At 68.7% G+C, this 22,167-nt stretch carries 19 protein-coding genes, 2 tRNA genes and 1 other RNA gene; 15 read left to right on the top strand and 7 right to left on the bottom strand.

What is annotated here, in order from left to right; genetic code table 11:
- The first annotated feature begins 54 nt into the window (after nt 1–54).
- The 3 genes from ACWF7A_RS36210 to ACWF7A_RS36200 all read left to right on the top strand — a co-directional run bounded on the left by ACWF7A_RS36210 (nt 55) and on the right by ACWF7A_RS36200 (nt 3,508).
- Nucleotides 55–3,057: a UPF0182 family protein gene (locus ACWF7A_RS36210; protein WP_452255005.1), complete on the top strand. Its 3,003-nt coding sequence runs from the start codon at nt 55–57 to the stop codon at nt 3,055–3,057.
- A 51-nt stretch (nt 3,058–3,108) separates the two neighbouring features.
- A tRNA-Met gene (locus ACWF7A_RS36205) sits at nt 3,109–3,182 on the top strand.
- A gap of 252 nt (nt 3,183–3,434) precedes the next feature.
- A tRNA-Met gene (locus ACWF7A_RS36200) sits at nt 3,435–3,508 on the top strand.
- Nucleotides 3,509–3,623: 115 nt separating this feature from the next.
- On the opposite strand, the gene ACWF7A_RS36195 is transcribed toward ACWF7A_RS36200, so the two are convergent.
- Nucleotides 3,624–3,833, bottom strand: coding sequence for a hypothetical protein (locus ACWF7A_RS36195; RefSeq protein WP_452255004.1), 210 nt, complete (start codon nt 3,831–3,833; stop codon nt 3,624–3,626).
- Between the two features lie 413 nt (nt 3,834–4,246).
- Between ACWF7A_RS36195 and ACWF7A_RS36190 the strand changes: the two genes are divergently transcribed.
- From ACWF7A_RS36190 to ACWF7A_RS36165, 6 genes are all read left to right on the top strand, one after another.
- The gene (locus tag ACWF7A_RS36190) at nt 4,247–4,747 is read left to right on the top strand and encodes a PadR family transcriptional regulator (protein WP_030470382.1); all 501 of its coding nucleotides are present in this window, start codon (nt 4,247–4,249) and stop codon (nt 4,745–4,747) included.
- 122 nt (nt 4,748–4,869) lie between these two features.
- Nucleotides 4,870–5,973, top strand: a complete 1,104-nt coding sequence (prfB, locus tag ACWF7A_RS36185; protein WP_452255003.1) for a peptide chain release factor 2 — start codon at nt 4,870–4,872, stop codon at nt 5,971–5,973.
- A gap of 175 nt (nt 5,974–6,148) precedes the next feature.
- Entirely contained in the window at nt 6,149–6,838 is a 690-nt protein-coding gene (ftsE, locus tag ACWF7A_RS36180) for a cell division ATP-binding protein FtsE (protein ID WP_030470385.1), read from the top strand.
- Between the two features lie 40 nt (nt 6,839–6,878).
- On the top strand, nt 6,879–7,781 hold the full coding sequence (ftsX, locus tag ACWF7A_RS36175) for a permease-like cell division protein FtsX (protein WP_439663516.1): 903 nt from the start codon (nt 6,879–6,881) through the stop codon (nt 7,779–7,781).
- A gap of 30 nt (nt 7,782–7,811) precedes the next feature.
- Nucleotides 7,812–8,288: an SsrA-binding protein SmpB gene (gene smpB / locus ACWF7A_RS36170; RefSeq protein ID WP_189160483.1), complete on the top strand. Its 477-nt coding sequence runs from the start codon at nt 7,812–7,814 to the stop codon at nt 8,286–8,288.
- Nucleotides 8,288–9,115, top strand: a complete 828-nt coding sequence (locus tag ACWF7A_RS36165) for an amidohydrolase family protein (RefSeq protein ID WP_452255002.1) — start codon at nt 8,288–8,290, stop codon at nt 9,113–9,115. The genes smpB and ACWF7A_RS36165 overlap by 1 nt, the downstream gene beginning before the upstream one ends.
- Here the strand turns inward: ACWF7A_RS36165 and ACWF7A_RS36160 are convergent.
- On the bottom strand, nt 9,100–9,741 hold the full coding sequence (locus ACWF7A_RS36160) for a response regulator transcription factor (RefSeq protein WP_452255001.1): 642 nt from the start codon (nt 9,739–9,741) through the stop codon (nt 9,100–9,102). The two genes, ACWF7A_RS36165 and ACWF7A_RS36160, sit on opposite strands and share 16 nt — an antisense overlap.
- A complete protein-coding gene (locus ACWF7A_RS36155) occupies nt 9,729–10,967 on the bottom strand; it encodes a sensor histidine kinase (protein ID WP_452255000.1) in 1,239 nt (412 codons plus the stop codon). The genes ACWF7A_RS36160 and ACWF7A_RS36155 overlap by 13 nt, the downstream gene beginning before the upstream one ends.
- A 122-nt stretch (nt 10,968–11,089) precedes the next feature.
- Here ACWF7A_RS36155 and ssrA point away from each other — a divergent pair.
- Nucleotides 11,090–11,467, top strand: a transfer-messenger RNA (tmRNA) gene (gene ssrA / locus ACWF7A_RS36150).
- Nucleotides 11,468–11,609: 142 nt separating this feature from the next.
- Here the strand turns inward: ssrA and ACWF7A_RS36145 are convergent.
- Complete coding sequence (locus tag ACWF7A_RS36145) at nt 11,610–12,512, bottom strand: saccharopine dehydrogenase (RefSeq protein WP_452255045.1); 903 nt, start codon at nt 12,510–12,512, stop codon at nt 11,610–11,612.
- 52 nt (nt 12,513–12,564) lie between these two features.
- On the opposite strand from ACWF7A_RS36145, the gene ACWF7A_RS36140 reads away from it, so the two are divergent.
- Together ACWF7A_RS36140 and ACWF7A_RS36135 are read left to right on the top strand one after the other, a co-directional pair.
- Nucleotides 12,565–13,521: a GlxA family transcriptional regulator gene (locus ACWF7A_RS36140; RefSeq protein ID WP_452254999.1), complete on the top strand. Its 957-nt coding sequence runs from the start codon at nt 12,565–12,567 to the stop codon at nt 13,519–13,521.
- A 16-nt stretch (nt 13,522–13,537) separates the two neighbouring features.
- A complete protein-coding gene (locus ACWF7A_RS36135) occupies nt 13,538–14,950 on the top strand; it encodes an amino acid permease (protein ID WP_452254998.1) in 1,413 nt (470 codons plus the stop codon).
- Here ACWF7A_RS36135 and ACWF7A_RS36130 read toward each other — a convergent pair.
- Genes ACWF7A_RS36130 through hrpB form a run of 3 tightly spaced genes read right to left on the bottom strand, consistent with a single transcriptional unit; the run spans nt 14,935 to nt 18,977 of the window.
- The gene (locus tag ACWF7A_RS36130) at nt 14,935–15,537 is read right to left on the bottom strand and encodes an HD domain-containing protein (RefSeq protein ID WP_452254997.1); all 603 of its coding nucleotides are present in this window, start codon (nt 15,535–15,537) and stop codon (nt 14,935–14,937) included. The two genes, ACWF7A_RS36135 and ACWF7A_RS36130, sit on opposite strands and share 16 nt — an antisense overlap.
- Nucleotides 15,534–16,616 carry a nucleotide disphospho-sugar-binding domain-containing protein gene (locus tag ACWF7A_RS36125; RefSeq protein ID WP_452254996.1) on the bottom strand — a complete coding sequence of 361 codons (1,083 nt, stop codon included), beginning with the start codon at nt 16,614–16,616 and terminating at the stop codon, nt 15,534–15,536. The genes ACWF7A_RS36130 and ACWF7A_RS36125 overlap by 4 nt, the downstream gene beginning before the upstream one ends.
- Nucleotides 16,617–16,649: 33 nt before the next feature.
- Complete coding sequence (gene hrpB, locus ACWF7A_RS36120; RefSeq protein WP_452254995.1) at nt 16,650–18,977, bottom strand: ATP-dependent helicase HrpB; 2,328 nt, start codon at nt 18,975–18,977, stop codon at nt 16,650–16,652.
- Between hrpB and ACWF7A_RS36115 the strand changes: the two genes are divergently transcribed.
- From ACWF7A_RS36115 to ACWF7A_RS36105, 3 genes are read left to right on the top strand one after another with little or no spacing between them, the layout of a single operon-like run.
- The gene (locus ACWF7A_RS36115; protein WP_452254994.1) at nt 18,971–20,005 is read left to right on the top strand and encodes a glycosyltransferase; all 1,035 of its coding nucleotides are present in this window, start codon (nt 18,971–18,973) and stop codon (nt 20,003–20,005) included. The two genes, hrpB and ACWF7A_RS36115, sit on opposite strands and share 7 nt — an antisense overlap.
- A complete protein-coding gene (locus ACWF7A_RS36110) occupies nt 19,998–20,807 on the top strand; it encodes an N-acetyltransferase family protein (protein WP_452254993.1) in 810 nt (269 codons plus the stop codon). The genes ACWF7A_RS36115 and ACWF7A_RS36110 overlap by 8 nt, the downstream gene beginning before the upstream one ends.
- A gap of 50 nt (nt 20,808–20,857) precedes the next feature.
- Nucleotides 20,858–22,144: an MFS transporter gene (locus tag ACWF7A_RS36105; protein ID WP_452254992.1), complete on the top strand. Its 1,287-nt coding sequence runs from the start codon at nt 20,858–20,860 to the stop codon at nt 22,142–22,144.
- Nucleotides 22,145–22,167 lie beyond the last annotated feature (23 nt).

Genomic DNA, 22,167 nt, shown 5'->3' with positions numbered 1-22,167 from the left:
GTAGAGTTGGACTAAACGTACGTATCGATTTACCGCGATCCAGGAGCGTGCCTCGTGGCCACACGGCCTCCGGTCGGACTGCCGAAACTGTCCCGACGCAGCCGAATACTGCTCATCGTGGGTGTTGTGCTCCTGTTCGGTCTCATCACGGGATCGCGGCTGCTCGACACCTACGTGAACTGGCTGTGGTTCGGCGAGGTGAAATTCCGCGACGTCTACAGCACGGTGCTGCTCACCCGGCTGGGGCTGTTCGTGGCCGTCGGGGCCGTGGTCGGTGGCATCGTCGGGCTGAACCTCCTGCTCGCCTACCGGGCGCGGCCGGTGTTCGTGCCGGTGTCCGGCCCGGACGACCCGGTGGCGCGCTACCGCACCGTCGTGATGCGGCGGATGCGGTTGTTCTCGATCGGCATCCCCGTCTTCGTGGGCCTCATCGCGGGCGCGTCGGCGCAGGCCGACTGGCAGCAGATCCAGCTGTTCCTCAACTCGCAGCCGTTCGGCGTGACCGACCCGCAGTTCGGGCACGACATCGGCTTCTACGCGTTCCAGCTGCCGTTCTACGAGTGGCTGCTGTCGTGGCTGTTCATCACGGTCGCGGTGTCGTTCATCGGCGCGGTGATCGCGCACTACCTCTTCGGCGGCATCCGGCTGGCCGGTCGCGGCGGTCAGCTCTCCGGCCCCGCGCGGCTGCACCTGGCGCTCGTCGCCGGCACGTTCGTGCTGCTGAAGGCCGTCGCGTACTTCTTCGACCGGTACACGCTGCTGCTGCACGAGAACGAGAAGTTCGTCGGCGCGAGCTACACCGACCTCAACGCGGTGCTGCCGGCCAAGCTGATCCTGCTGTGCATCGCGGTGTTCTGCGCCGTGGCGTTCTTCGCGGGCGCGTTCATGCGCAACGTGCAGCTGCCCGCCATCGCGACCGTGCTGCTGGTGCTGTCGAGCGTGCTCGTCGGCGCCGCGTGGCCCGCGGTGCTGGAGCAGTTCTCGGTCAAGCCGAACGCCATCCAGAAGGAAGCCGAGTCGATCACCCGCAACATCGCGGCGACGCGGCAGTCCTTCGGGCTGACCGACGACAAGGTCGAGACAAAGCCGTACGAAGGCAAGCAGAACGTCAGCAACGACCAGGTCAAGACCAACGACGCGGGGACGCTCGGCAACATCCGCCTGCTCGACCCGGCTGTGTTGTCGCGCACCTTCACGCAGTTCCAGCAGCTGCGGCCGTTCTACGGCTTCCCGAACAAGCTCGACGTCGACCGGTACACAGTGGACGGCAAGCTGCGCGACTACATCGTCGCGGTGCGCGAGCTGAAGCTCGACAGCCTGCCGCAGGGCCAGCGCGACTGGATCAACCAGCACCTCATCTACACGCACGGCAACGGCTTCGTCTACGCCGAGGCGAACAAGGTGAACGCGGTCGCCGACGAGTCCAACGGCGGCTACCCGGACTTCAAGACCGGTGAGGTCAAGTCGAACGGCGACGTCGGCAACGACCCGAAGGGCATCAAGGTCGACCAGCCGCGCACGTACTACGGCGAGCTGTTCGGCGTGAACGACTACTCGATCGTCGGCGGCCGCCCGGCCGGCTCGGCGGCGGAGTACGACACGGACGCCAAGTCCTACACCTACACCGGCACCGGCGGCGTCCCGATCGGCAGCCTGTTCAACAAGCTCGCGTTCGCGGCGTACTACGGCGAACGGAACATCCTCTTCAACCAGTCGATCGCCGACGACTCGAAGATCCTGTTCAAGCGCACCCCGCGCGACCGCGTGCAGGCCGTCGCCCCGTGGCTCACGGTGGACAGCGACCCGTACCCGGCCGTCGTCAACGGCCGCATCACGTGGATCGTCGACGGATACACCACGCTCGAGAACTACCCGTACGCGCAGCGGACCCAGCTCGGTGACGCGACGAACGACTCGCTCACCGCGGACGGCGTCGTCATCTCGCAGGTCAACAAGCCCGTCAACTACATCCGCAACTCGGTCAAGGCCACTGTGGACGCGTACGACGGCTCGGTGAACCTGTACCAGATCGACGACAAGGACCCGGTCCTCAAGGCGTGGATGGGCGTCTTCCCTAACACGGTGAAGCCGGGCAGCGAGATCTCGAACGAGCTGCGCCAGCACTTCCGCTACCCCGAGGACCTGTTCAAGGTGCAGCGGCAGATCCTGTCGAAGTACCACGTCTCGTCGCCGTCGGACTTCTACTCCGGTGTCGCCTACTGGGCACCGCCGCAGGACCCGACGATCGACAACGTGACCACGGCCGACGCCCAGCGCGACGCGGCGAGCAAGCGCCGTGACGCCCAGCCGCCGTTCTACGTCCTCGCCGGTGACCCGAGCGACCCGAGCAAGGTCCGCTTCCAGCTGACCAGCCCGCTCGTGCGTGAGAACCGGGAGTTCATGGCGGCACACGTCTCGGTCGGCTCCGATCCGGACAACTACGGGAAGATCAGCGTCCTGCAGCTCAGTCAGGACGCGAAGGGCCCGCAGCAGATCCAGACGCAGTTCCTCACGTCGGACAACGTCAGCCGCGAGCTCAACCTGCTGACCCAGCAGAAGACGACGGTCGTCTACGGCAACCTGCTCACGTTGCCCGTCGGCGGAGCGCTGCTCTACGTCGAACCCGTCTACATCGAACGGGCGTCGAACAACACGTCGTACCCGCAGCTGTCGAAGGTCCTCGTCTGGTACGGCGACCGGGTCGGCTACGCGTCCACGCTGAACGAGGCGCTGGACCAGGTGCTCAGCGGTGCCGGCGCGGTCGTGCCGCCGCCGAGCGACAACAACGGCAACGGCCAGACCTCCACGCCACCGTCCACGACGCCGCCTGCGAACAGCGCGCTCAGCCCTGAGCTGCAGAAGGCCGTCAACGACATCGACGCGGCGCTGGCCGACATCAAGAGGGCGCAGACGAGCGGGAACTTCACCGAGCTCGGCCAGGCCTACGCCAAGCTGGACGACGCCTCGAAGAGGTTCAAGCAGTACAACACCGGGGCCGCCTCACCGCCGCCCACGGGCCAGTCGTCGGTTGTGCCGAGCCCCACACCGTCTGGCTGACCTACCGATTTGCATTAGCTGCTCCACCCCGCGTACAGTTCAAATTACCGACGCGGGGTGGAGCAGCTCGGTAGCTCGCTGGGCTCATAACCCAGAGGTCGCAGGTTCAAATCCTGTCCCCGCTACAAAGCCGGGAGAGCCCTGTTCGCGGAAATCGCGAACAGGGCTTTTTCGTGTCACATTGGGGGCGGAGCCCCCAAACCCCACCCTGGGGGCGAGCCCCCAGACCCCCGTAGGTTGCCCGGCTCGCACGGTGATCGAGAGTTTCCGCCGATGACCTGCGGAAATGCGGTTAGTGGGGGGTGGTGAAAAAGCGGTTTTCGGAGGGTGTAGAGTTCTCCTTACAACAGCAAGACAGCAACAAAAGCTAGAAGCGGCGCGGGGTGGAGCAGCTCGGTAGCTCGCTGGGCTCATAACCCAGAGGTCGCAGGTTCAAATCCTGTCCCCGCTACTAGTCAGAAGGCCGGAACCATCAGGTTCCGGCCTTCTGCTTTTTCTGCGGGGTCGAGTCGCCGGCCCGTTCCGGGGGCGAACCCCCGGATCCCGCTGGTGCTCGGGCGGGTCGTTCAGGTCATGTTCTCCGCCCAGTACTGCGCGCACAGCATGCTGGAGCAGATGCGGCCCTCGCCGCTGACCGTGCGGTGCTTGCGGATCTGCTTGCCGCAGACCATGCACTCGTCCTTGCCGGCCTGCTCCGGGATGCCTCCCGTCACCCACGCCCTGGTGTGCGCCGCCACCTTCTTGTGGTCCAGCCACTTCAAGTTCAGGTTCTTCACGGTCCCCGACCTCCGTCGTCCTGCTGTGCCCCGACTGCGCGCCCTCGTGGGCGCCGTTCCCGGCATTGATCATTTTCCCGGAACATCAGGCGCGGGAAAGGGGTGTGCGCGTACATCACCAGGTCGTGCGACGCCGGACCCCGACCGTCCATTCGGGTGGCTTCGGCCGGTGAGGCTCGTACCGCCGATCGAGTGAGTGCGGGGGACTTTCGTTTCTGCGAAAGGACTTTTCCATCCGGGATGGACACAGACGGTCAAGAGGCCAAACGCGTGAGGCTCGAAAACTGCCGCTTACTCAGCGGAACTTTTCGTTGCTCCGCATGGCCCATCAGACTAGCCCGGTGATCAGCCACTGTGGACAGAACGGCTGACCATTGTGGACAGCTTCCCCCGGACGTGGGAACGTTGTTGGTGTGTCAGACCTGAATGCGACCGCAGCCGCCCTGCTCGGGCTGCTGCACGACGGACCCAAGACCGGTGGCCAGTTGGTGGCGGAGGCAGGAGACCGCTTCGGCGCGTTCTTCAGCGTGACCCGCTCCCAGGTGTACCGCGAACTGCCCGCGCTGGCTGACCAGGGCCTGCTGCGCCTCGGCAAGCAGGGACCGCGGTCCAGTCAGCAGTACGTGCTGACCGCCGCGGGCAAGAAGGCCTTCAAGAACTGGCTGCTGTCCGAGCCCGGCCCGGACCACCTGCGCAGCCCGCTCATCCTGCGCCTGGTGCACGCCGGTTCGCTGACCGCGAAGCAGCGTGAGTCCCTGATCACGACCGCGCGTTCGACGTACGGTCAGGAGCAGGAGAGCGCGAAGAGCGCGGCCAAGACGGCGGAGGACCCCTACGCCAAGGCGGTGGCCGAGTTCGGTCTCGCCCACGCGAAGGCGGTTCTCAAGCTGCTCGACGCCATTCCGACGGCCTGAGCCCGAGGCCGGGGCGTCCGCAAGTGCCACCAGCTGCTCGTTGGCGGTGCCTGCAGACGTCGTGACCACGTGTGCGAAGCACCGGTCGCGTACCGCGACCGGTGCTGGCGTAATCTTTTTGCGTGAACCCGGACGTCGAAGCAGACATCAAGGACCTCTCCGCCACTCTTTCGAGCATCGAGGCGGTGCTGGACCTCGATGCGCTGCGCGCCGCTGTCGCGGACCTGGAGGCGCAGGCGACCCGCCCCGATCTCTGGGACGACCAGGAGAAGGCGCAGAAGGTCACCAGCGCGCTCTCCCACAAGCAGGGTGAGCTGCGTCGGGTCACCGGCCTGCGCTCGCGCCTCGACGACCTGCCGCTGCTCTACGAACTCGCGGAAGAGGCCGAGGACGCCGAGGCGGCCGCCGACGCGGACAACGACCGCGTCAAGCTGCGCGAGGAGATCGCGAGCCTCGAGGTGCGCACACTCCTGTCCGGCGAGTACGACGAGCGCAACGCGCTCATCACCATCCGCGCCGAGGCCGGTGGCGTCGACGCCGCGGACTTCGCCGAGATGTTGCTGCGCATGTACTCGCGCTGGGCCGAGCGCCACAACTACGGCGTCGACGTCTTCGACACGTCCTACGCCGAAGAGGCGGGCATCAAGTCCGCCACCTTCCGCGTCAGCGCGCCCTACGCCTACGGCACGTTGAGCGTCGAGCAGGGCACGCACCGCCTCGTGCGCATTTCGCCGTTCGACAACCAGGGCCGCCGCCAGACGTCGTTCGCCGGCGTCGAGGTCGTGCCCGTCGTCGAGCAGACCGACCACGTCGAGATCGACGAGAAGGACCTGCGCGTCGACGTCTACCGCTCGTCCGGCCCCGGCGGCCAGGGCGTCAACACGACGGACTCGGCGGTGCGCCTCACGCACATCCCGACCGGCATCGTGGTGTCCTGCCAGAACGAGCGCTCGCAGTTGCAGAACAAGGCCACGGCCATGAACGTCCTGCAGGCGAAGCTGCTCGAGCGCCGCCGGCAGGAGGAGCAGGCGAAGATGGACGCGCTGAAGGACTCCGGTTCCAGCTGGGGCAACCAGATGCGCTCCTACGTGCTGCACCCGTACCAGATGGTCAAGGACCTGCGGAACAACCACGAGGTCGGCAACCCGTCCGCCGTGCTCGACGGGGAGATCGACGACTTCCTCGAGGCCGGCATCCGGTGGCGCAAGCAGTCCCAGCAGGGCTAGTCCGCTGATCTGAGTCGAAGAGCACGTTCAGCCCCGAACGAGGGCCGGACGTGCTCTTTTCGTGAACGGGTCGTGCCTGGTCGGACACGGCGCGTCGAGGTTCGGGCCGCCCTTCCGGGGCTGGAAGTTAACCGGAACGGGGGCTTTACCCCGGCCATGAGTAGACTCGCGCCTCGTGATTCGTCTCGAACACGTTTCCAAGGTCTACAAGACCTCCACGCGTCCTGCGCTCGACGACGTGTCCGTCGAGATGGAGAAGGGCGAGTTCGTCTTCCTGATCGGGCCCTCGGGCTCCGGCAAGTCGACGTTCCTGCGCCTGCTGCTGCGCGAAGAGGTGCCGACCAGGGGACGCGTCTACGTCTCCAACTTCGACGTCGCCAAGATGTCGCGGCGCAGGGTCCCCCGCCTGCGGCAGTCGATCGGCTGCGTGTTCCAGGACTTCCGCCTTCTGCCCACGAAGACGGTCGCCGAGAACGTCGCCTTCGCGCTCGAGGTCATCGGCAAGCCCCGCAACACCATCGTCAAGGTGGTGCCGGAGGTGCTGCAGCTGGTGGGCCTCGACGGCAAGGAGGACAGGTTCCCGACCGAGCTGTCCGGTGGTGAGCAGCAGCGCGTCGCGATCGCCCGCGCGTTCGTGAACCGCCCGCTGGTGCTGATCGCCGACGAGCCGACCGGAAACCTGGACCCCGACACGAGCCAGGACATCATGTTGCTGCTGGAGCGGATCAACCGCACCGGCACGACCGTCATCATGGCCACCCACGACCACGGCATCGTCGACTCGATGCGCCGCCGAGTGGTGGAGCTGTCGTACGGCAAGGTCGTCCGTGATGACGCGCGCGGCGTTTACGGCGTTGGCCGTTAAGCGCTCCTAGTCCCCGAAACCCCAAGGAACCCGCCCCCCGATGCGTACCAGCTTCGTGTTCAGCGAGGTCATCACCGGACTTCGCCGGAACGTCACGATGACGATCGCGATGATCCTCACGACCGCCATCTCGCTCGGGCTGCTCGGCGGTGGCCTGCTCGTCGTCCGCATGGTCGACAAGATGCAGGCCAACTACGCGGGCAAGCTCGAGGTCTCCGTGCTGCTGACGAACGATGTCAGCGCCAACGACAAGGACTGCACACAGCAGCCGTGCGCGGGCCTGCGCTCCGCCCTGGAGCAGACGTCCGGCGTCGAGACCGTGGTGTTCCAGAACCGCGACGAGGGCTTCGAGCGCTTCAAGCGCATCTTCGAGGCCCAGCCGGAACTGCTCAAGCTCGCGCGTCCCGAAGCCATCCCGGCGACGTTCCGCGTGAAGCTCGAGGACCCGGAGCGCACCGACGTCATCAAGCAGGCCTTCGAGGGCAAGCCCGGTGTGAAGGGCGTCGACGACCAGGGCAAGTTCCTGGAGAGGTTCTTCGAGGGCCTCAACGGCATGCGCGACGTCGCCCTGATCCTCGCGCTCATCCAGGCGTTCGCCGCGCTGCTGCTGATCTCGAACACCATCCAGGTGTCGGCGTTCACCCGCCGCGTCGAGGTCGGCATCATGCGACTGGTGGGCGCGACGCGGTGGTACACGCAGCTGCCGTTCCTCATCGAGGCGGTCGTCGCGGGCATCATCGGCTCGGTCACCGCGGTCGGCGGCCTGGTGCTGTTCAAGGCGTTCTTCCTCGACCGGATCACCAGGAACCTCACCGAGTCGGGCATCATCCCGCCGATCGGCTACCTGGACATCCTGATCGTGTCGCCCTGGCTGTTCCTCGTCGCGATAGTCATCTCGGCGACGACCGGCTACGTGACACTGCGTCTCTACGTGCGCCTTTAAGTATTTTGCCGAGCATTTAGACTGGTCGTCATGGTCAAGGAACGCGGGCAGAAGGTCATCGCGTCGAACCGCAAGGCTCGGCACGACTGGTCCATTCTGGACACCTACGAGGCGGGCATTCAGCTCGTCGGCACCGAGGTGAAGAGCCTGCGCATGGGACGGGCGTCCCTCGTGGACGCCTTCGCCCAGGTCGACGACGGCGAGATCTGGCTGCACGCGCTGCACATCCCGGAGTACGTCGCGGGCACCTGGACGAACCACGAGGTCCGGCGCAAGCGCAAGCTGCTGCTGCACAAGGCGGAGATCGAACGGCTGATCGGCAAGACCAAGGAGTCCGGTCTGTCGCTCGTGCCGCTGCAGATGTACTTCAAGGACGGCTACGTCAAGGTCGAGATCGCGCTCGCGAAGGGCAAGAAGTCCTACGACAAGCGCCAGGACCTGGCGAAGCGCGACGCGAACCGCGAGATCGCGAAGGCGCACGGCCGCGCCCTGAAGGGTCGCTACTGATGGCACTGGTGGACGTCCACGTCCACTTCATGCCGCAGAACGTCCTGGACAAGGTCTGGGCCTTCTTCGACCGCGTGCGCGAGTCCGGGGTCGACTGGAGCATCCGGTACCGCACCGACGAGAACGCCCGGCTCACCGCACTGCGGGAGCTGGGCGTCGTCGCGTTCGCACCCCTGCTCTACCCGCACCGGCCCGGCATGGCCGACTGGCTGAACGACTGGGTGGCCGACTTCGCGGCACGGGTCCCCGAGGCGGTGCCGACGGGCACGTTCTACGCGGAACCGGGCGCCGAGGCGTACGTGCGCAAGGCCCTGGAGGCCGGTGCGCGCTGCTTCAAGTCGCACGTCCAGGTCGGTGCCTACGACCCGCGTGACGCGCTGCTGGACGGCGTCTGGGGCCAGTTGGCGGAGGCCGGCGTGCCCGTGGTCGTGCACTGCGGTGACGGGCCGATGCCGGGGGAGTTCACCGGGCTCGGCGTCTTCGAAGAGGTGCTGAAGAAGCATCCGCGGCTGACGGCCGTCCTCGCGCACGCCGGGATGCCGGACTACTCAGGCGCGTTGGACCTCGTGGAGCGCTATCGGAACGTGCACGTCGACACGACGATGGTCGGCGTTCCGTTCACCGAGCAGATGACGCCGCTGCCGCCGGACTGGCGTTCGCGGATCGCGGGGCTCGTCGACCGGGTGGTGCTGGGCAGCGACTTCCCGAACATCCCGTACCCCTACGAGACGCAGATCGACGCCATCCGCTCGTGGGGCCTGGACGCCGCGGCCGAGCAGGCGGTGCTGCACGACAACGGCGCCCGTCTGCTTCAGCTGTCGAGGTAGGCCAGCACGGCGCGCACGCGGCGGTGCTCGGAGTTCGACGGCTCCAGGCCGAGCTTCGCGAAGATGTTGCCGACGTGCTTCTCGACGGCGCCGTCGGACACCACGAGCGTGCCGGCGATGGCCGTGTTCGACAGGCCCTGCGCCATCAGCCCCAGCACCTCGCGTTCGCGGGGCGTCAGCTTGTCGACCGGGCTCTTCTTGCTGCGCACCATGAGCTGCGTGATCACCTCGTGGTCGATGCTCGTGCCACCGTCGGCGACCCGGCGCACCGCGTCGACGAACTCCTTCACGTCCGCGACCCTCTCCTTGAGCAGATAACCGACGCCGCTCGCACCGCCCGCCAGGAGCTCCACGGCGTAGCGCTCCTCGACGTACTGCGAGAGCACCAGCACCGGCAGCCCCGGATAGCGGCGGCGGCACTCGATGGCGGCCCGCAGGCCCTCGTCGGTGAACGTCGGCGGCATCCGCACGTCCACCACGCACAGGTCCGGCTTGTGCTCGGTGACGGCGTCCAGCAGGTCGTCACCGTTCTCCACCGCTGCGACGGTCTCGATGCCCTCGTCGGCGAGCAACCGCTGCACGCCCACCCTCAGCAGCACCGAGTCCTCGGCGATCACCACGCGCACGGCAACTCCGCTCGAATAACGGTCGGCCCACCAGAGGGGCTGACGACGACAACCACACCGTCGATCGTGGCAGCCCGGTCCGCGAGCCCGGCGAGCCCGCCGCCCGGCCTCACCTCCGCGCCACCCTGACCGTTGTCGGTGACCTCGACCAGCACCCCGGTGTCCACCCTGTTGACCCGCACGGTCGCCTTGGTGCCGTTGGAGTGCTTGGTGATGTTCGTGAGCGCCTCGCCGACGGTGAAGTACGCGGCGCTCTCCACCGACGTCGGTGGCCGCGGGTCCACGTTGACCTGCAGGTCGACCTCGATCGGCACACGGGCGGCGAGCGCGGACAATGCGGCGTCGAGCCCCCGGTCACCCAGGACCGACGGGTAGATGCCCCGCGCCAGGTCCCTCAGTTCCTTGATGGCGAGCTTCGCGTCCGCGTGCGCCTCCGCGATCAGCTCGGCGGCGCCCTCCGGGTCGCTGTCCATCTTGGACTTCGCCCGGCCCAGCCCCATCGCCACCGCCACCAGCCGCTGCTGGGCGCCGTCGTGCAGGTCGCGTTCGATGCGCCGGCGCTCCGCCTCGGCCGCCTCGACACCACGCGCCCGGCTCGACTGGAGACGTTCCGCCTCGATCGCCAGAGCGTCCGCTCGCGTCGGACCGAGCATGCCGCGCGCGAACTTGCCGTGCACCGACCCGAGCCACCGGGTGCCGATCGCCGCGAACGGGATCAACGCCAGCCCGATCAGCGACACCGGCAGCGCCGACACGAACGAGTCGATCGTCCAGAACTCACCCACGATCACCGCGAACGGCGCCTCGCCGATCCAGAACGGCACCGCGATGAACGCCGCCGCGACCGACCACATGGCGAGCACGGAGGCGAACTCGAGGACGCCTACCGGCAGGAGCAGCACGAGGTAACCGAAGTCGCGCCACGTCGCCGGATCCGTGAACTGGGACTTCCAGCGCTGCCAGAGGGTGCCCTCCGGCGTCGCGCGGTACGGCTGCGGGATGTCCGTGCGCAACGCCGCCCTCACCCACGCCCGCTCCATCGTCGCGCCACCCCGCACGACGTACATGGACGCCCACAGGATCGGCAGACCGACCCAGAGGATCGACGTCGCGAACCCGACGACCGTCAGCACGACGGTGAGGGTGAACCAGAAGATGCCGGTCACCAGGTTGGTCAGCAGGTAGAACCCGGCTGCGAGCGCGTTCGGTTTCCTCATGACGTCCATGGTGTCGTTACCGCTGGTCAGAGACCATCTGGCCAGCCATCCGGTCGAAGGTGGGGACAGCCCTACCTGCCTCGGGAAGAACTCGTTGGCCCCAGTCGTTATGCTAGGTGCAACCACTACCAGGGGGTGAACGGTTTCGACTGTGAACGTTGATTCAGGGGAAGCGTGCCGGTGCAGGCGAGAGACCACCGTTAAGCGTCATCGCAAACCAATAAGCGCCACGTCTAACGACAAGCGCACCGCGTACGCTCTCGCTGCCTGACAGCGGAGCTAGCGGTTGTCGGCCTAGGAGTGCCTTCGGCCTAGTTCCCGGCATCAGCTAGAGGGCTTACCTGCAGTCTCGGTCGCGGAGACTGTTAGGGAAACTCACAGCGACTGGGCCCGTCACACCTGCTCGTTCGCGTGACAGGTGGGGTCAAGCAGAGACACAGCGGACTGCGCACGGAGAAGCCCTGATGAACCGGCACAGGACCCGGGTTCGATTCCCGGCACCTCCACTCGATGGGCGAGTGCTGCTCGTGGGCAGCACTCGCCCTTTCTCGTTCTCGGGTGTCCTCTGGGGGCCGAGCCCCCAGACCCCCACGCCGGGGGCTCGCCCCCGGACCCCCGGCCGCCTCGTCGCTTCGCGACCTCGGCTGCCCATCAGGCCAAGTGCAGGGTGGTCAGGAAGTCTGTTGCGTTGAACATCGCGCCTGCTGATGCCACGCCTGTGACGTTGTAGCGGCCTGACAGCAGGCGTTCTGCTGCCTCTACTGCCAGTGGGGCGGTTGTGGCGTAGATGTCGTTGCCCGATGCGGTCGTTCTGCGTTCTTCGCCTGCTCGGCGTACGCGGACGTCGATCTCGAAGGTTTCTGGTTCTCGGCGTTCTGCTGCGGCTTGCAGGCCTGAGGCGGCTTCGGCTGACATGTAGTTGGTCACCGACGGGATCTGCAGGTGGCTGGGCACCGTGACGATGTCGGCCATCGAGAACTCCGCGATCACCTGCCGGGCCTGGCTGGGGAAGCTCCAGGACACGGTCGGCGGGGTTTCGTCGTGGTAGGTCAGGCTTCCGTTGTGGAAGCGGACTCGTTGGCCGTTGCGGCGGTCTCGCGAGACCTTGCCCGCGGCCAGGGTTCCCGGGCTGGGCTGCCAGCCGCTCAGGTTGTAGGCGATGTGGGCCTCGTCAGCCGTGGTCCAGTCGGCCATCGCCGCGGTCACCAGCAGGTCGGACAGGCCGCCGAAGAACGCCATCGCCGGTACCGCCGGGATCTTGGCTCCTCTGGCGAACGTGTCCGCGTTCGCCTCGATCTCGGCTGCCACGTCCACGTACGGGATGCCGGCTCGTTCTGCCGCGGCCAGCAGCGGGGCGGCGGTGATGGCGAACGGGCCCGCTGTGTTGATCACTGCTTCGGCGCCGGTCAGGGCCTGGTCCAGGGCTGCCGGGTTGTCGGTGGTCGCCTGTGCGCGGCCGAACGGGAGTGGGGTGTGGCCTCGTTTTTCCAGTTCTGCCACGACGAAGTTGCCTGTGAGGCCGGAGGCGCCGTAGACCGCGATCTTGTGTCCCATGTGATCAGTCAACCTGCGGGGGCGAGTTGAGAACAGTGTCCGGAACGACCTGATGCGTACAATTTCGGACATGCTTGCGTTCGCTGTCGGCAGCGGGATGCTGCACTTCGAGCTGACCGCCACCTACGAGATCTTCACCGCGCCGCAGCTCGACTACGACGTGCGGATCTGCGGGGACGAGGCGGCTCGTCTCGGCAGGTTCACGCTGGAACCCGACCTGCCGCTCGATCGGCTCGTCGAGGCGGACACGGTGGTCGTGCCTGCGATCGAGGACGTGGAGCAACCGCTCGATCCGCGGTTGGTCGAGGCGGTGAAGGCGGCGCACGGCAAGGGAGCGCGGATCGTGTCGCTGTGCACCGGGGCGTTCGTGCTGGCCGAGGCCGGGCTGCTCGACGGGTTGCGGGCCACTACGCACTGGGCGCACACCGAGCAGTTGGCGCGGCGGTATCCGCGGGTTGAAGTCGATCCGGACGTGCTCTACGTCGACAACGGGCAGGTGCTGACGAGTGCGGGCAAGGCGGCGGCGATCGACCTGAGCCTGCACGTGATCCGCAGTGACTTCGGGGCCGCTACGGCGAACACGGCGGCGCGCCGGCTCGTCGTGCCGCCGCATCGGGACGGTGGGCAGGCGCAGTTCGTGCTGGCGCCGGTGCCGTCCGGGGAGGGGCATCCGCTCACCGAGCTGTTCGACTGGGTCTCGTCGCGGTTCGACCAGATGATCACCGTCGAGGACATGGCCCGGCAGGCCGGCATGAGCTCGCGGCACCTCGCGCGGCTCTTCCGGACCGTGACGGGCACCACGCCGTTGCAGTGGTTGCACGTCCAGCGGATCCGGCGCGCGCAGGAATTGCTGGAGATGACGGACGACAGCGTCGACCAGATCGCGGAGGCGTCCGGGATGGGCACGGCCACGACGTTGCGGCGGCACTTCCACCGGACCGTCGGTGTGCCGCCGGACACCTACCGCCGCACGTTCCGGCCTGGTGGTGGCCGCCAGTTCCATCGGTGACCGTTAGGTTGTCCTGATGAGCAACCAACAGCGCATCGGGGCGCGGGTGTTGCGGCGCAAGCCGATCGACCAGCTGACTCATCCCGGCAGCGAACTCAAGCGCACCATGGGTGTCGGCCACCTCACGATGATCAGCATCGGTGCCACGCTCGGCACCGGCATCTTCGTCGTGCTGGGAGAGGCGGTGCCGCAGGCGGGGCCCGCGATCGTGCTGTCGTTCGTGCTGGCGGGCATCACCGCGTTGTTCTCCGCGCTGTCGTACGCCGAGCTCGCGGGCCTGATCCCCGCGTCCGGTTCCTCGTACTCCTACACCTACGCGACACTCGGCGAGATCGTCGCGTGGGTCTGCGGCTGGTGTCTCGTGCTGGAGTACGGGGTGTCGGTCGCGGCGGTGGCCGTCGGATGGGGGCAGTACGTCAACGAGTTGCTGCACCTGGTGACGGGGCTGCGGATTCCGGACGTGCTGAGCCAGCCGCCGGGTGACGGCGGGATCGTCAACGTGCCCGCCGTGCTGGTCGTCGTGATCTCGATGCTGGTGCTGCTCGGTGGCGCGAAGGGCAGTGCTCGCACCAACACCGTGCTGGTGTGGGTGAAGGTCGGCGCGCTGCTGATGTTCTGCGCGGTCGCGTTCACCGCGTTCCGGGCGGGCAACTTCGCGCCGCTGTTCCCGTTGGGACTGGCCGGGATGAGTGCCGGCGCGGCCACGTTGTTCTTCTCCTACATCGGGTTCGACGCCGCGTCGACCGCCGGTGAGGAGGCCAGGAACCCGCAGCGCGACCTGCCGCGCGCGATCATCATCTCGCTGGTCGTGGTCACCGCGCTGTACTGCGCGGTGGCGCTGGCCGCGGTCGGGGCGATGCCGTGGCAGACGTTCGAGGGCACGGAGGCGGCGCTGGCGCGGGTGCTGACGGACAACACCGGGAGCACGATCTGGCCGATCCTGCTGTCGATCGGTGCCGTCGTCGCGATCACGTCGGTGGTGCTGACCGTCCTCTACGGACAGACGCGCATCCTCTACGCGATGTCACGCGACGGCCTGGTGCCGTCGATCTTCTCGAAGCTCAGCCCGCGCACCGGTGTGCCGTTCGCGAACACGGTCGTGGTCGGGTTGTTCATCGCCGTGCTGGCCGCGCTGGTGCCGCTGGGGGCGCTGGCCGACGCGACGAGCATCGGCACGTTGTTCGCGTTCGGGCTGGTCAACATCGCGGTGATCATCCTGCGGCGCACCGAACCGGACCGCGAGCGCAGCTTCCGGGTGCCGCTCTCGCCCGTGACGCCGTTGCTGGGCCTGGCGTTCTGCGTCTACATGATGTTCAGCCTCGGGCTGGAGACGTGGATCGCGTTCCTCGCCTGGATGGCCCTCGGGTTCGTCGTCTACTTCGGGTACAGCGTGCGGAAGGCGCGCCTCGAGGTTCAGGCCAGGGACTGAAGCTCACGGGCGAGGTTGCTCCGCGCGGCGGCGTCCCAGCGCTGCCGCGCGGGCTCGCTCACGTACAGCGTCTCGCGGTCCAGCAGGGTCCTGAGCACCTTCGCGCGGCCCGCCCGCCACGTCGGCTCGTCGTACTGCGCGTACTCCTGGCGCACGGCCTGGCTGTAGCGGTCGTAGTGCTCCGGCTCCGAACCGAGGATGGCCAGGTCGGCGTCGAGCAGCACGTGCGCCAGCGGGTCGTCGGACGAGTGCGTGATCGTGGCCAGCACGAGCGACTCCACTCGGCCGACGTGCGCGTCGTCCACGCCCGCCAGGCGTTCGCGGGCCCACGCGGCCGACGCGCGTTCGTCCTCACCGGGCTTGCCGTCGTAGATCACGTCGTGCGCGCAGGCCGCCAAGGCGAGGATCGCGCGTTCCTCCACCGTGAACGCGAACGCGTCGGCCAGCGCCGACGAGTCGCGGACGACGGACACCACGTGGAACGTGTTGTGGTAGGTCCGGTGCGGTTCGGCGTAGCGCTCCATCAGATCGCCCGCGTCCGGCGTACCGCCGAGCGTGCGGACCGCGTCGTCCCAGACTCGTCTCACCGCGCCAGTTCCTCCTCGACGACGTCCGCGGCGGATGTGCTGCCGCCCGCCCGCGCAATCATGCGCTGCATGTCCTTCACCCGCGCGGAAATCGCGGAATCCGACGTCAGCTGACTCACCAACGAGCGCACGCCCTCCACGGTCACCGTGTCGAGCAGCACACCGAGCCCCAGCTCCTCGACCCGCTGGCCGTTGAGCCGCTGGTCGGTCATGTGCGGCACGACGATCATCGGGACGCCGTGGTGCAGCGCCTCCATCACCCCGCCCATGCCCCCGCGAGTCACGAACACGCTGGCGTGCTCCAGCACCGCGAGCTGCGGCACCTCGTCGTGCGTCTCGACGTTCATCGCGGGGCTCAGGACCTCGCCCTTCGTGACGAGGTGCCACGGCATGCCGCGCGCCGCGTCCGCGCACACCTGCGTGCCCGTCGTCGCGAGCACCACCGGCCGGTCCGGCGGAGGGGCCCACGTGCCCTGGAACGCCCGGCTGGTCAGGCACGGGCCGGTGAACGCGACGCCGTCGTCGAACGTGTGGCCCTGCGGCTGGAACTCCCGGGGGAACAGGGCGATCCGGCGGCGCGCTCCCGAGACGAACTCCGGCAGCGAGCTGCCCAGGAAACCGTGCACCCTGGTGAAGAACTCGATCGCGTCGGGGCCGAACGTGCGCGGCGCCAGCACCTCGGGGCCGATCGACCAGTGCTCGTTGCTGCTCAGCAGCACTTCCAGCACCACGTTCGGCACCTCCAGCCGGTGCGCGATGACACCGCCGGACCAGGCCGCGAGGTCCCACACGACGAGGTCCGGCGGGTCGTCGCGGAACGTTCCCTCGAGCTGTGGCAACGCCGACTCCGCCTCGGTGAGCGCGAGCCGGGTGGCGTCGTAGAGCGAGCTGGGCAGCTCGTCGGGAATCGTTGTGCCGCAGGGGATCGCGGTCGCACCGCACTCGGTGACGGCGGCGGTGAACGGCGCGGTGGCCGGGCAGCTCACCCGGTGGCCGCGGCGCACGAGCTCGGCGATCATCCCGAGCGAGGGCAGGAAGTGCCCGCGCTCCGGCACGAGGAAGACCGCTATGTGCGCCATAAGAGAGGTAAACGTTGTTCGGTTCCTGATGGTTCACTTGCTCTTGTCCCACGGGCGCTCGGGCCAGTGGTGCTTGGGGTAGCGGCCCTTGAGCTCGCTGCGGACGCGCAGGTAGCCGTTGCGCCAGAACGACCTCAGGTCGCTGGTCACGGCCGTCGGGCGGCCGGCGGGCGACAGCAGGTGCACGACCACCGGGACACCTGCGATGAGCGGCGTGTCGGCCCACTTCATGGCGTCCTGGATGCGCACGGAGAGCACGGGCTGGTCCTGCGTGTAGTCGATCTTGCCCTGGCCGATGCGCTCGGGTGCGAGCTTGTCGAACTCCGCCGCCTCCGGGTACGGCAGCAGGCTCCGCAGCAGCGCCGTCGTGTCGATCTTGGCCAGGTCGGACCGCTTCTTCGCCTTGCCGAGGTCGATAGCGCGGACCAGGGCCTCGTCGTCGACGCTCGGCCAGTCGCGGGTGCGGTGCAGGAACGCCATCCGCTCGCGCAGCCGTAGCGCGCTGTCGGGCCACTTCAGCAGGCCCAGGCCCTCGGTCTCCAGGCCGAGGCGGAGTGCCTGCTGCGACTTGGCGAGGTCGTTCAGCGGACGTTCGTCGAGGGTGATCGCGCCGAGCTTGCGGACCTCGTTCGCGACGACGTCGCCGCTCCACCGGATGTCGTCCTCGGTGTGCACGAGGGCCTGGGCGGCGGTGACGGCGAGCTCCTCGTCGGCCGGCGCGGCGAGCCGGACGCGGCCGTGCTTGCTGCCCGGTTCGCGGTCGGCGATCGCGATCGCGAGCCACTTGTGGTGCGAGTCGGTGTGCTCGACGGCGGTGCCGTTCGCCATCAGGTAGACGGTGCTGTTCTTGGAACGGCGCTTCGCGAGCCGTTCCGGGTAGGCGAGGGCGACGACGAGCGCGGGGTCGCCGTTGCCCGCCGGGTTGCTGCCGAGCTTCTCCAGCTTCTTGGCTTCCTGGCGCCACTTGCCGGGGGCCTTCAGCGCCGTCGCGAGGTCGCTCGTGGACGTGTGCGTGCTGTCGTCGAGCAACGCCACGACCTCGGCGGCGGTCCGGTTGCCCGCGAGCGCGCTGCCGTCGATGAGGGCGCGGCCGAGCCGGGGGTGCAGGCCGACGCTCGCGATGCGGTCGCGGCGGCCTGGTTCGAGCGCGCCGATGGCGTCGAGGGTCTCCTGCGCTGCCTTGAGCGCACCCTCCGGCGGGGCGTCCCACCAGTTCAGGGCGCTGCCGTCCGGGGTGCCCCAGACGGCCAGCTCGAGGGCGAGCCTCGTCAGGTCGGCGGTCTTGATCTCCGGTTCCGGGTAGCGGGGCAGCGTCGAGTGCTCGTGCTCGGGCCAGCAGCGGTAGACCCGGCCCGGCGCCTCGCGGCCCGCACGTCCGGCGCGCTGGTCGGCGACCGCCTGGGAGACCCGGATCGTGGTGAGGCCCGCGAGACCCCTGCGGTGGTCCACCCGCGGGACCCTGGCGAGTCCCGCGTCCACGACCGCCCGCACGCCGGGGACGGTGAGGCTGGACTCGGCGATGCTCGTGGCGAGCACGACCCGTTGGTGGTCGCCTCGTTTGAGCGCGGCGTCCTGCGTCTGGGAGTTGAGCTGACCGTGCAGGATCACGGTCTCGGCGTTGAGCAGGCGCGCGGTGCGGTTGATCTCCTTGACACCGGGCAGGAACGCGAGCACGTCGCCGTCCACTTCGGACAGTGCTCTGTTGATGGCCCTCGCGACCGTGTTCTCGATGTGCTCGTTGCGCGTGGGCGGGACGTAGGTGAGCGCCGTCGGGAACATGCGGGACTCGGTGTGCAGGACCGGGGCGTCGAGCAGGTCCGAAAGGCGTTGTGCCGCAACGGTCGCGCTCGTGGCGAGGAGCCTCAGGTCCGGGCGCAGGCCCGCCTTGGCGTCCAGGAGCAGCGCGAGCAGGAGGTCGGCGTCGAGGTGGCGTTCGTGGCACTCGTCCAGCAGGACCGTGCCGACGCCCTTGAGCTCCTGGTCGTGCTGGAGCCTGCGGACGAGAAGACCGCTGGTCACGACCTCGATGCGGGTGTTCTTGCCGACCTTGCGATCGCCCCTCACCGAGTAGCCGACGGTCTGGCCGACCGGTTCGCCCAGCAGGCTCGCCATGCGCGCGGCGGCGGCTCGCGCGGCGATCCGGCGCGGCTCGGCCACGACGACCTTGCCCTCGAAGGCGCTTTCGAGGGCCAGCGGCACCAGCGTCGTCTTGCCGGTTCCCGGCGGTGCGACGAGCACGGCCGCTCCGCGTTCCCGGAGCTGCTCCAGGAGCTGGGGGAGGACGGACTTGACCGGGAGATCAGGCAGGTGCACGACGTCGAGTGTGTCAGGGTTGGTGGATGGGGATGATCGGCGTGGCATCCGGGGTCCTGTCCTCGGTGCGGTCCTGGCGGACCGTCCGGCAATGGCGGCACGTGCCGGAGGTGTCGGCGTCGTCGGTGACGGCCTCCGTGCTGGCCGTGGTGCCCGCACGCAACGAGGAAGCCACGTTGCCGCGGTTGTTGCCCGGCCTGGTGGGACAGCCGGGTGTGCGCGTCGTGGTGGTGGACGACGCTTCCGGGGACGCGACGGCCGCCGTTGCCCGGGCCCTGGGCGCGGAGGTGGTCGAGTCGTCTGGACCTCCGCCGGGCTGGGCCGGGAAGACGCACGCGATGCACCTCGGTGTTCGGGCCGCTCGGGACGAGGAGTGGTTGCTGTTCGTCGACGCCGACGTGACCTGCACACCCGACCTCGTCGGACGGCTGGTGGCGTCGGCCGGGGAACTGGGCGCGGACCTCGTGTCGTCGTCGGGCCGCGGCACCGGGCCCGCCTGGTGGTTCCTGCTGCCCGCGTTCAACACGCTGGTGTTCGAGGGCTCGCCGCCGGACGGACGCGGGGCCACGGCGCTCGCGGTCGGCCACTGCGTGCTGGTGCGCAGGGCCGCGTTCGACGCCGCCGGCGGGTGGGAGGAGCTCGCCGGGACCCACGCGGACGACGTGGGGCTGGGCACGTTGATCAGGGACTCCGGCGGGGTCGTGCGGTTCCTCGACGCCTCGATGCTGCTGACCACGTCGGGGATCGACACGTTCGCGGACTGCTGGCGGTCGTTGCGCAAGAGCGTCCAGCCGGCGTCCCGGGAGATGTTCGGGCCGTGGGGGCGGCCGTTGCTGCTGGTGGTGGGGCTGCTGCACCTCGCGTACGGGCTGGTCCCGGTGCTGCGGTGGCGGTCGCCGTGGTCGTGGCTGGCGTGGTGCGCGCAGGCCGTGCCGCACCGCGAGTTCGTCCGGCGGGTCGGGCAGCCGGAGGTCTCGGCTGTGCTGGCGCCCCTGTCGTGGGCGACGATTGGGGTGTTCCTCGTGGACTGCGCCTTGCGTCCGGGAGCCCAGTGGAAGGACCGCCGCGTTGGTTGACCCGTTGCGCGACCCGGACGACCCGGAGTTGCTCGATCCCTACCAGTCCCGCTCGCTCGCGATCCTGGTCGAGGGAGCACGACTCGCGTCCGGTGCCGTCCGGTACGGCAAGGTGGGCAAGGTCGGCAGCGCGGCCGTGGTGATCAACCGCGAGAACCCGCTGCCGTCCGGCAACTTCGGGTGCGCGCTCGACGGGACGTCGGTCGAGGTCGCGTCGACGCTGCTGCAGCTCGAGCACACGTTCGCCGCGGTGGGGCGCGCGGAGGCCGTCGTGTACGCGTCGCCGACCACCGTGGACGAGATCGAGGGCATCGCCGACGACTCCGGCTGGTACGCGATCGAGGAGCTGCTGACCGTCGTTCACCGCGGGCCCGCGTCGGCCTCCGCGGGGGTCCGGCGGGCGGTCGACGCGGACCTGCCGGGGATCGTCGAGCTGCTGTCGGACGAGCTGGTCGGGAACCGGGAGCGGCTCGGCCGGTGGCTCGGGCACCGGCTGGACGACCCGCGGTGCCTGGTGCTGGTGGCGGACGACGGCGACCGGATCGGCGGGTTCGTGTCGGGGTTCGCCGAACGCGGTGTGGGCCTGGTCGAGCAGTGCGTGGTGCGGCCGGCGCGGCGTCGGCGGGGCGTGGGGCGGTCGCTGGTGGTGTCAGCGGTGTCCGCTTTGCGCACTTCGGGCGCGATGCTGGTCGCGTCGCAGGTGGACGAGGGTCCGGGGGAGCGTTTCGCCGAGGCGTGCGGGTTCGTTGCGGCGTATCCCGTGACTGCTTATGTACGCAGGGTGGATGAGCTGCTCGACTGAATTACTTAGTTGCCGCGTGACATATCCTTAGCAGGGCTAAGGGAGGCTTTGTGCGCGAGCGGTTGCCGGTCGAGGTGTGGGTTCTGGTCGCGGCGAGCTTCATCATCGCCGTGGGTTTCGGGATCGTGGCACCCGTTCTGCCGGTGTACGCGTCCTCGTTCGGCGTCGGTCACACCGCCGTCGCGGCTCTGATCAGCGCTTTCGCGTTCGTTCGACTGGCGTTCGCGCCGGTCAGCGGCAAGCTGGTCAACCGGTTCGGCGAGCCACGCGTGTACATCGTGGGCATCTTGATCGTGGCGGTCGGCACCGCGATGTGCGGGTTCTCGACCAGCTACACCGAGATGCTGTTGTGGCGGGCGCTGGCCGGTGTCGGGTCGACGATGTTCACCGTCGCCGCGCTCGGGCTGCTGATCCGGATCACGCCGGCCGCGTTGCGCGGGCGGGCGTCGGGCATGTGGGCGGCGGGCTTCCTCATCGGCAACATCGCCGGACCGATCATCGGTGCGGGGCTCGTGCCGTTCGGGCTGTGGGTGCCGTTCGTGTCGTACGGCCTGTTGCTGTGCCTCGCGGCGTTCGTGGTCTGGTTCTTCCTCAGGCGGTCGACGCTGACGGCGCTCGACAAGACCAACACCGAAGTGCCCATGACGGTGCGTGAAGCCGCACGGCACCCCGCGTACCGGGCGGCGCTGGCGTCCGGGTTCGCGAACGGCTGGGCCGTGTTCGGCGTGCGGATCTCGCTGGTGCCGGTGTTCGTCATCGAGGCGCTGGAGCACAGCGCGGCCGTGGCGGGCATCTCGATGTCGGTGTTCGCGGCCGGCAACGCCGCGATGCTGTTCCTGTCCGGCCGGATCGCCGACACCCGCGGCCGCAAACCCGTCGCCATCGTCGGCCTGGTCGTCAGCGGCCTCGCGACGGTGTGGATGGGCTTCACCGGCGACCTGTGGACGTTCATGGCGGCCTCGCTGATCGCGGGCGCGGGCGCCGGGCTCCTGAACCCGCCGCAGAACGCCGTGGTGGCCGACGTCATCGGCGCGCGCGGCAAGGGCGGACCCGTGCTCGCGGGCTTCCAGATGGTGTCGGACCTGGGCGCGATCATCGGCCCGATGACCGCGGGCGTGCTGGCCGACTCGTTCGGCTTCGGCGCGTCGTTCGCCATCACCGGCGCCTCGCTGCTGCTCGCGGTGGGTTTCTGGCTCGTCGCCCCCGAGACCCTGCCCACACATGAGGACGACCACACGGCCGCCGCCGTCGCTCCCGAATGCGGCGCCCTCGACGAGAGCGCCGAGGTCCCGACCGGCGAACGCGTCGGTGGCAAGCCTCGTCACCCGGAAGCGTGATTGCGCGCTCAGCTTTCTTTTAG

The organism is Lentzea sp. NPDC055074, assembly GCF_053608005.1.
The sequence above is the reverse complement of the archived record's forward strand: the minus strand, read 5'-3'. Positions and strand labels throughout refer to the sequence as shown.

What these genes read in the sequence shown, in the direction of transcription:
- ACWF7A_RS36145 (WP_452255045.1), bottom strand. Translation starts at nt 12,512, where the DNA reads ATGGGACACAAGATCGCGGTCTACGGCGCCTCCGGCCTCACAGGCAAC.
- ACWF7A_RS36135 (WP_452254998.1), top strand. Translation starts at nt 13,538, where the DNA reads ATGAGCAACCAACAGCGCATCGGGGCGCGGGTGTTGCGGCGCAAGCCG.
- ACWF7A_RS36125 (WP_452254996.1), bottom strand. Translation starts at nt 16,616, where the DNA reads ATGGCGCACATAGCGGTCTTCCTCGTGCCGGAGCGCGGGCACTTCCTG.
- ACWF7A_RS36165 (WP_452255002.1), top strand. Translation starts at nt 8,288, where the DNA reads ATGGCACTGGTGGACGTCCACGTCCACTTCATGCCGCAGAACGTCCTG.
- smpB (WP_189160483.1), top strand. Translation starts at nt 7,812, where the DNA reads ATGGTCAAGGAACGCGGGCAGAAGGTCATCGCGTCGAACCGCAAGGCT.
- ACWF7A_RS36140 (WP_452254999.1), top strand. Translation starts at nt 12,565, where the DNA reads ATGCGTACAATTTCGGACATGCTTGCGTTCGCTGTCGGCAGCGGGATG.
- ftsX (WP_439663516.1), top strand. Translation starts at nt 6,879, where the DNA reads ATGCGTACCAGCTTCGTGTTCAGCGAGGTCATCACCGGACTTCGCCGG.
- hrpB (WP_452254995.1), bottom strand. Translation starts at nt 18,977, where the DNA reads ATGCCACGCCGATCATCCCCATCCACCAACCCTGACACACTCGACGTC.
- ACWF7A_RS36155 (WP_452255000.1), bottom strand. Translation starts at nt 10,967, where the DNA reads ATGGACGTCATGAGGAAACCGAACGCGCTCGCAGCCGGGTTCTACCTG.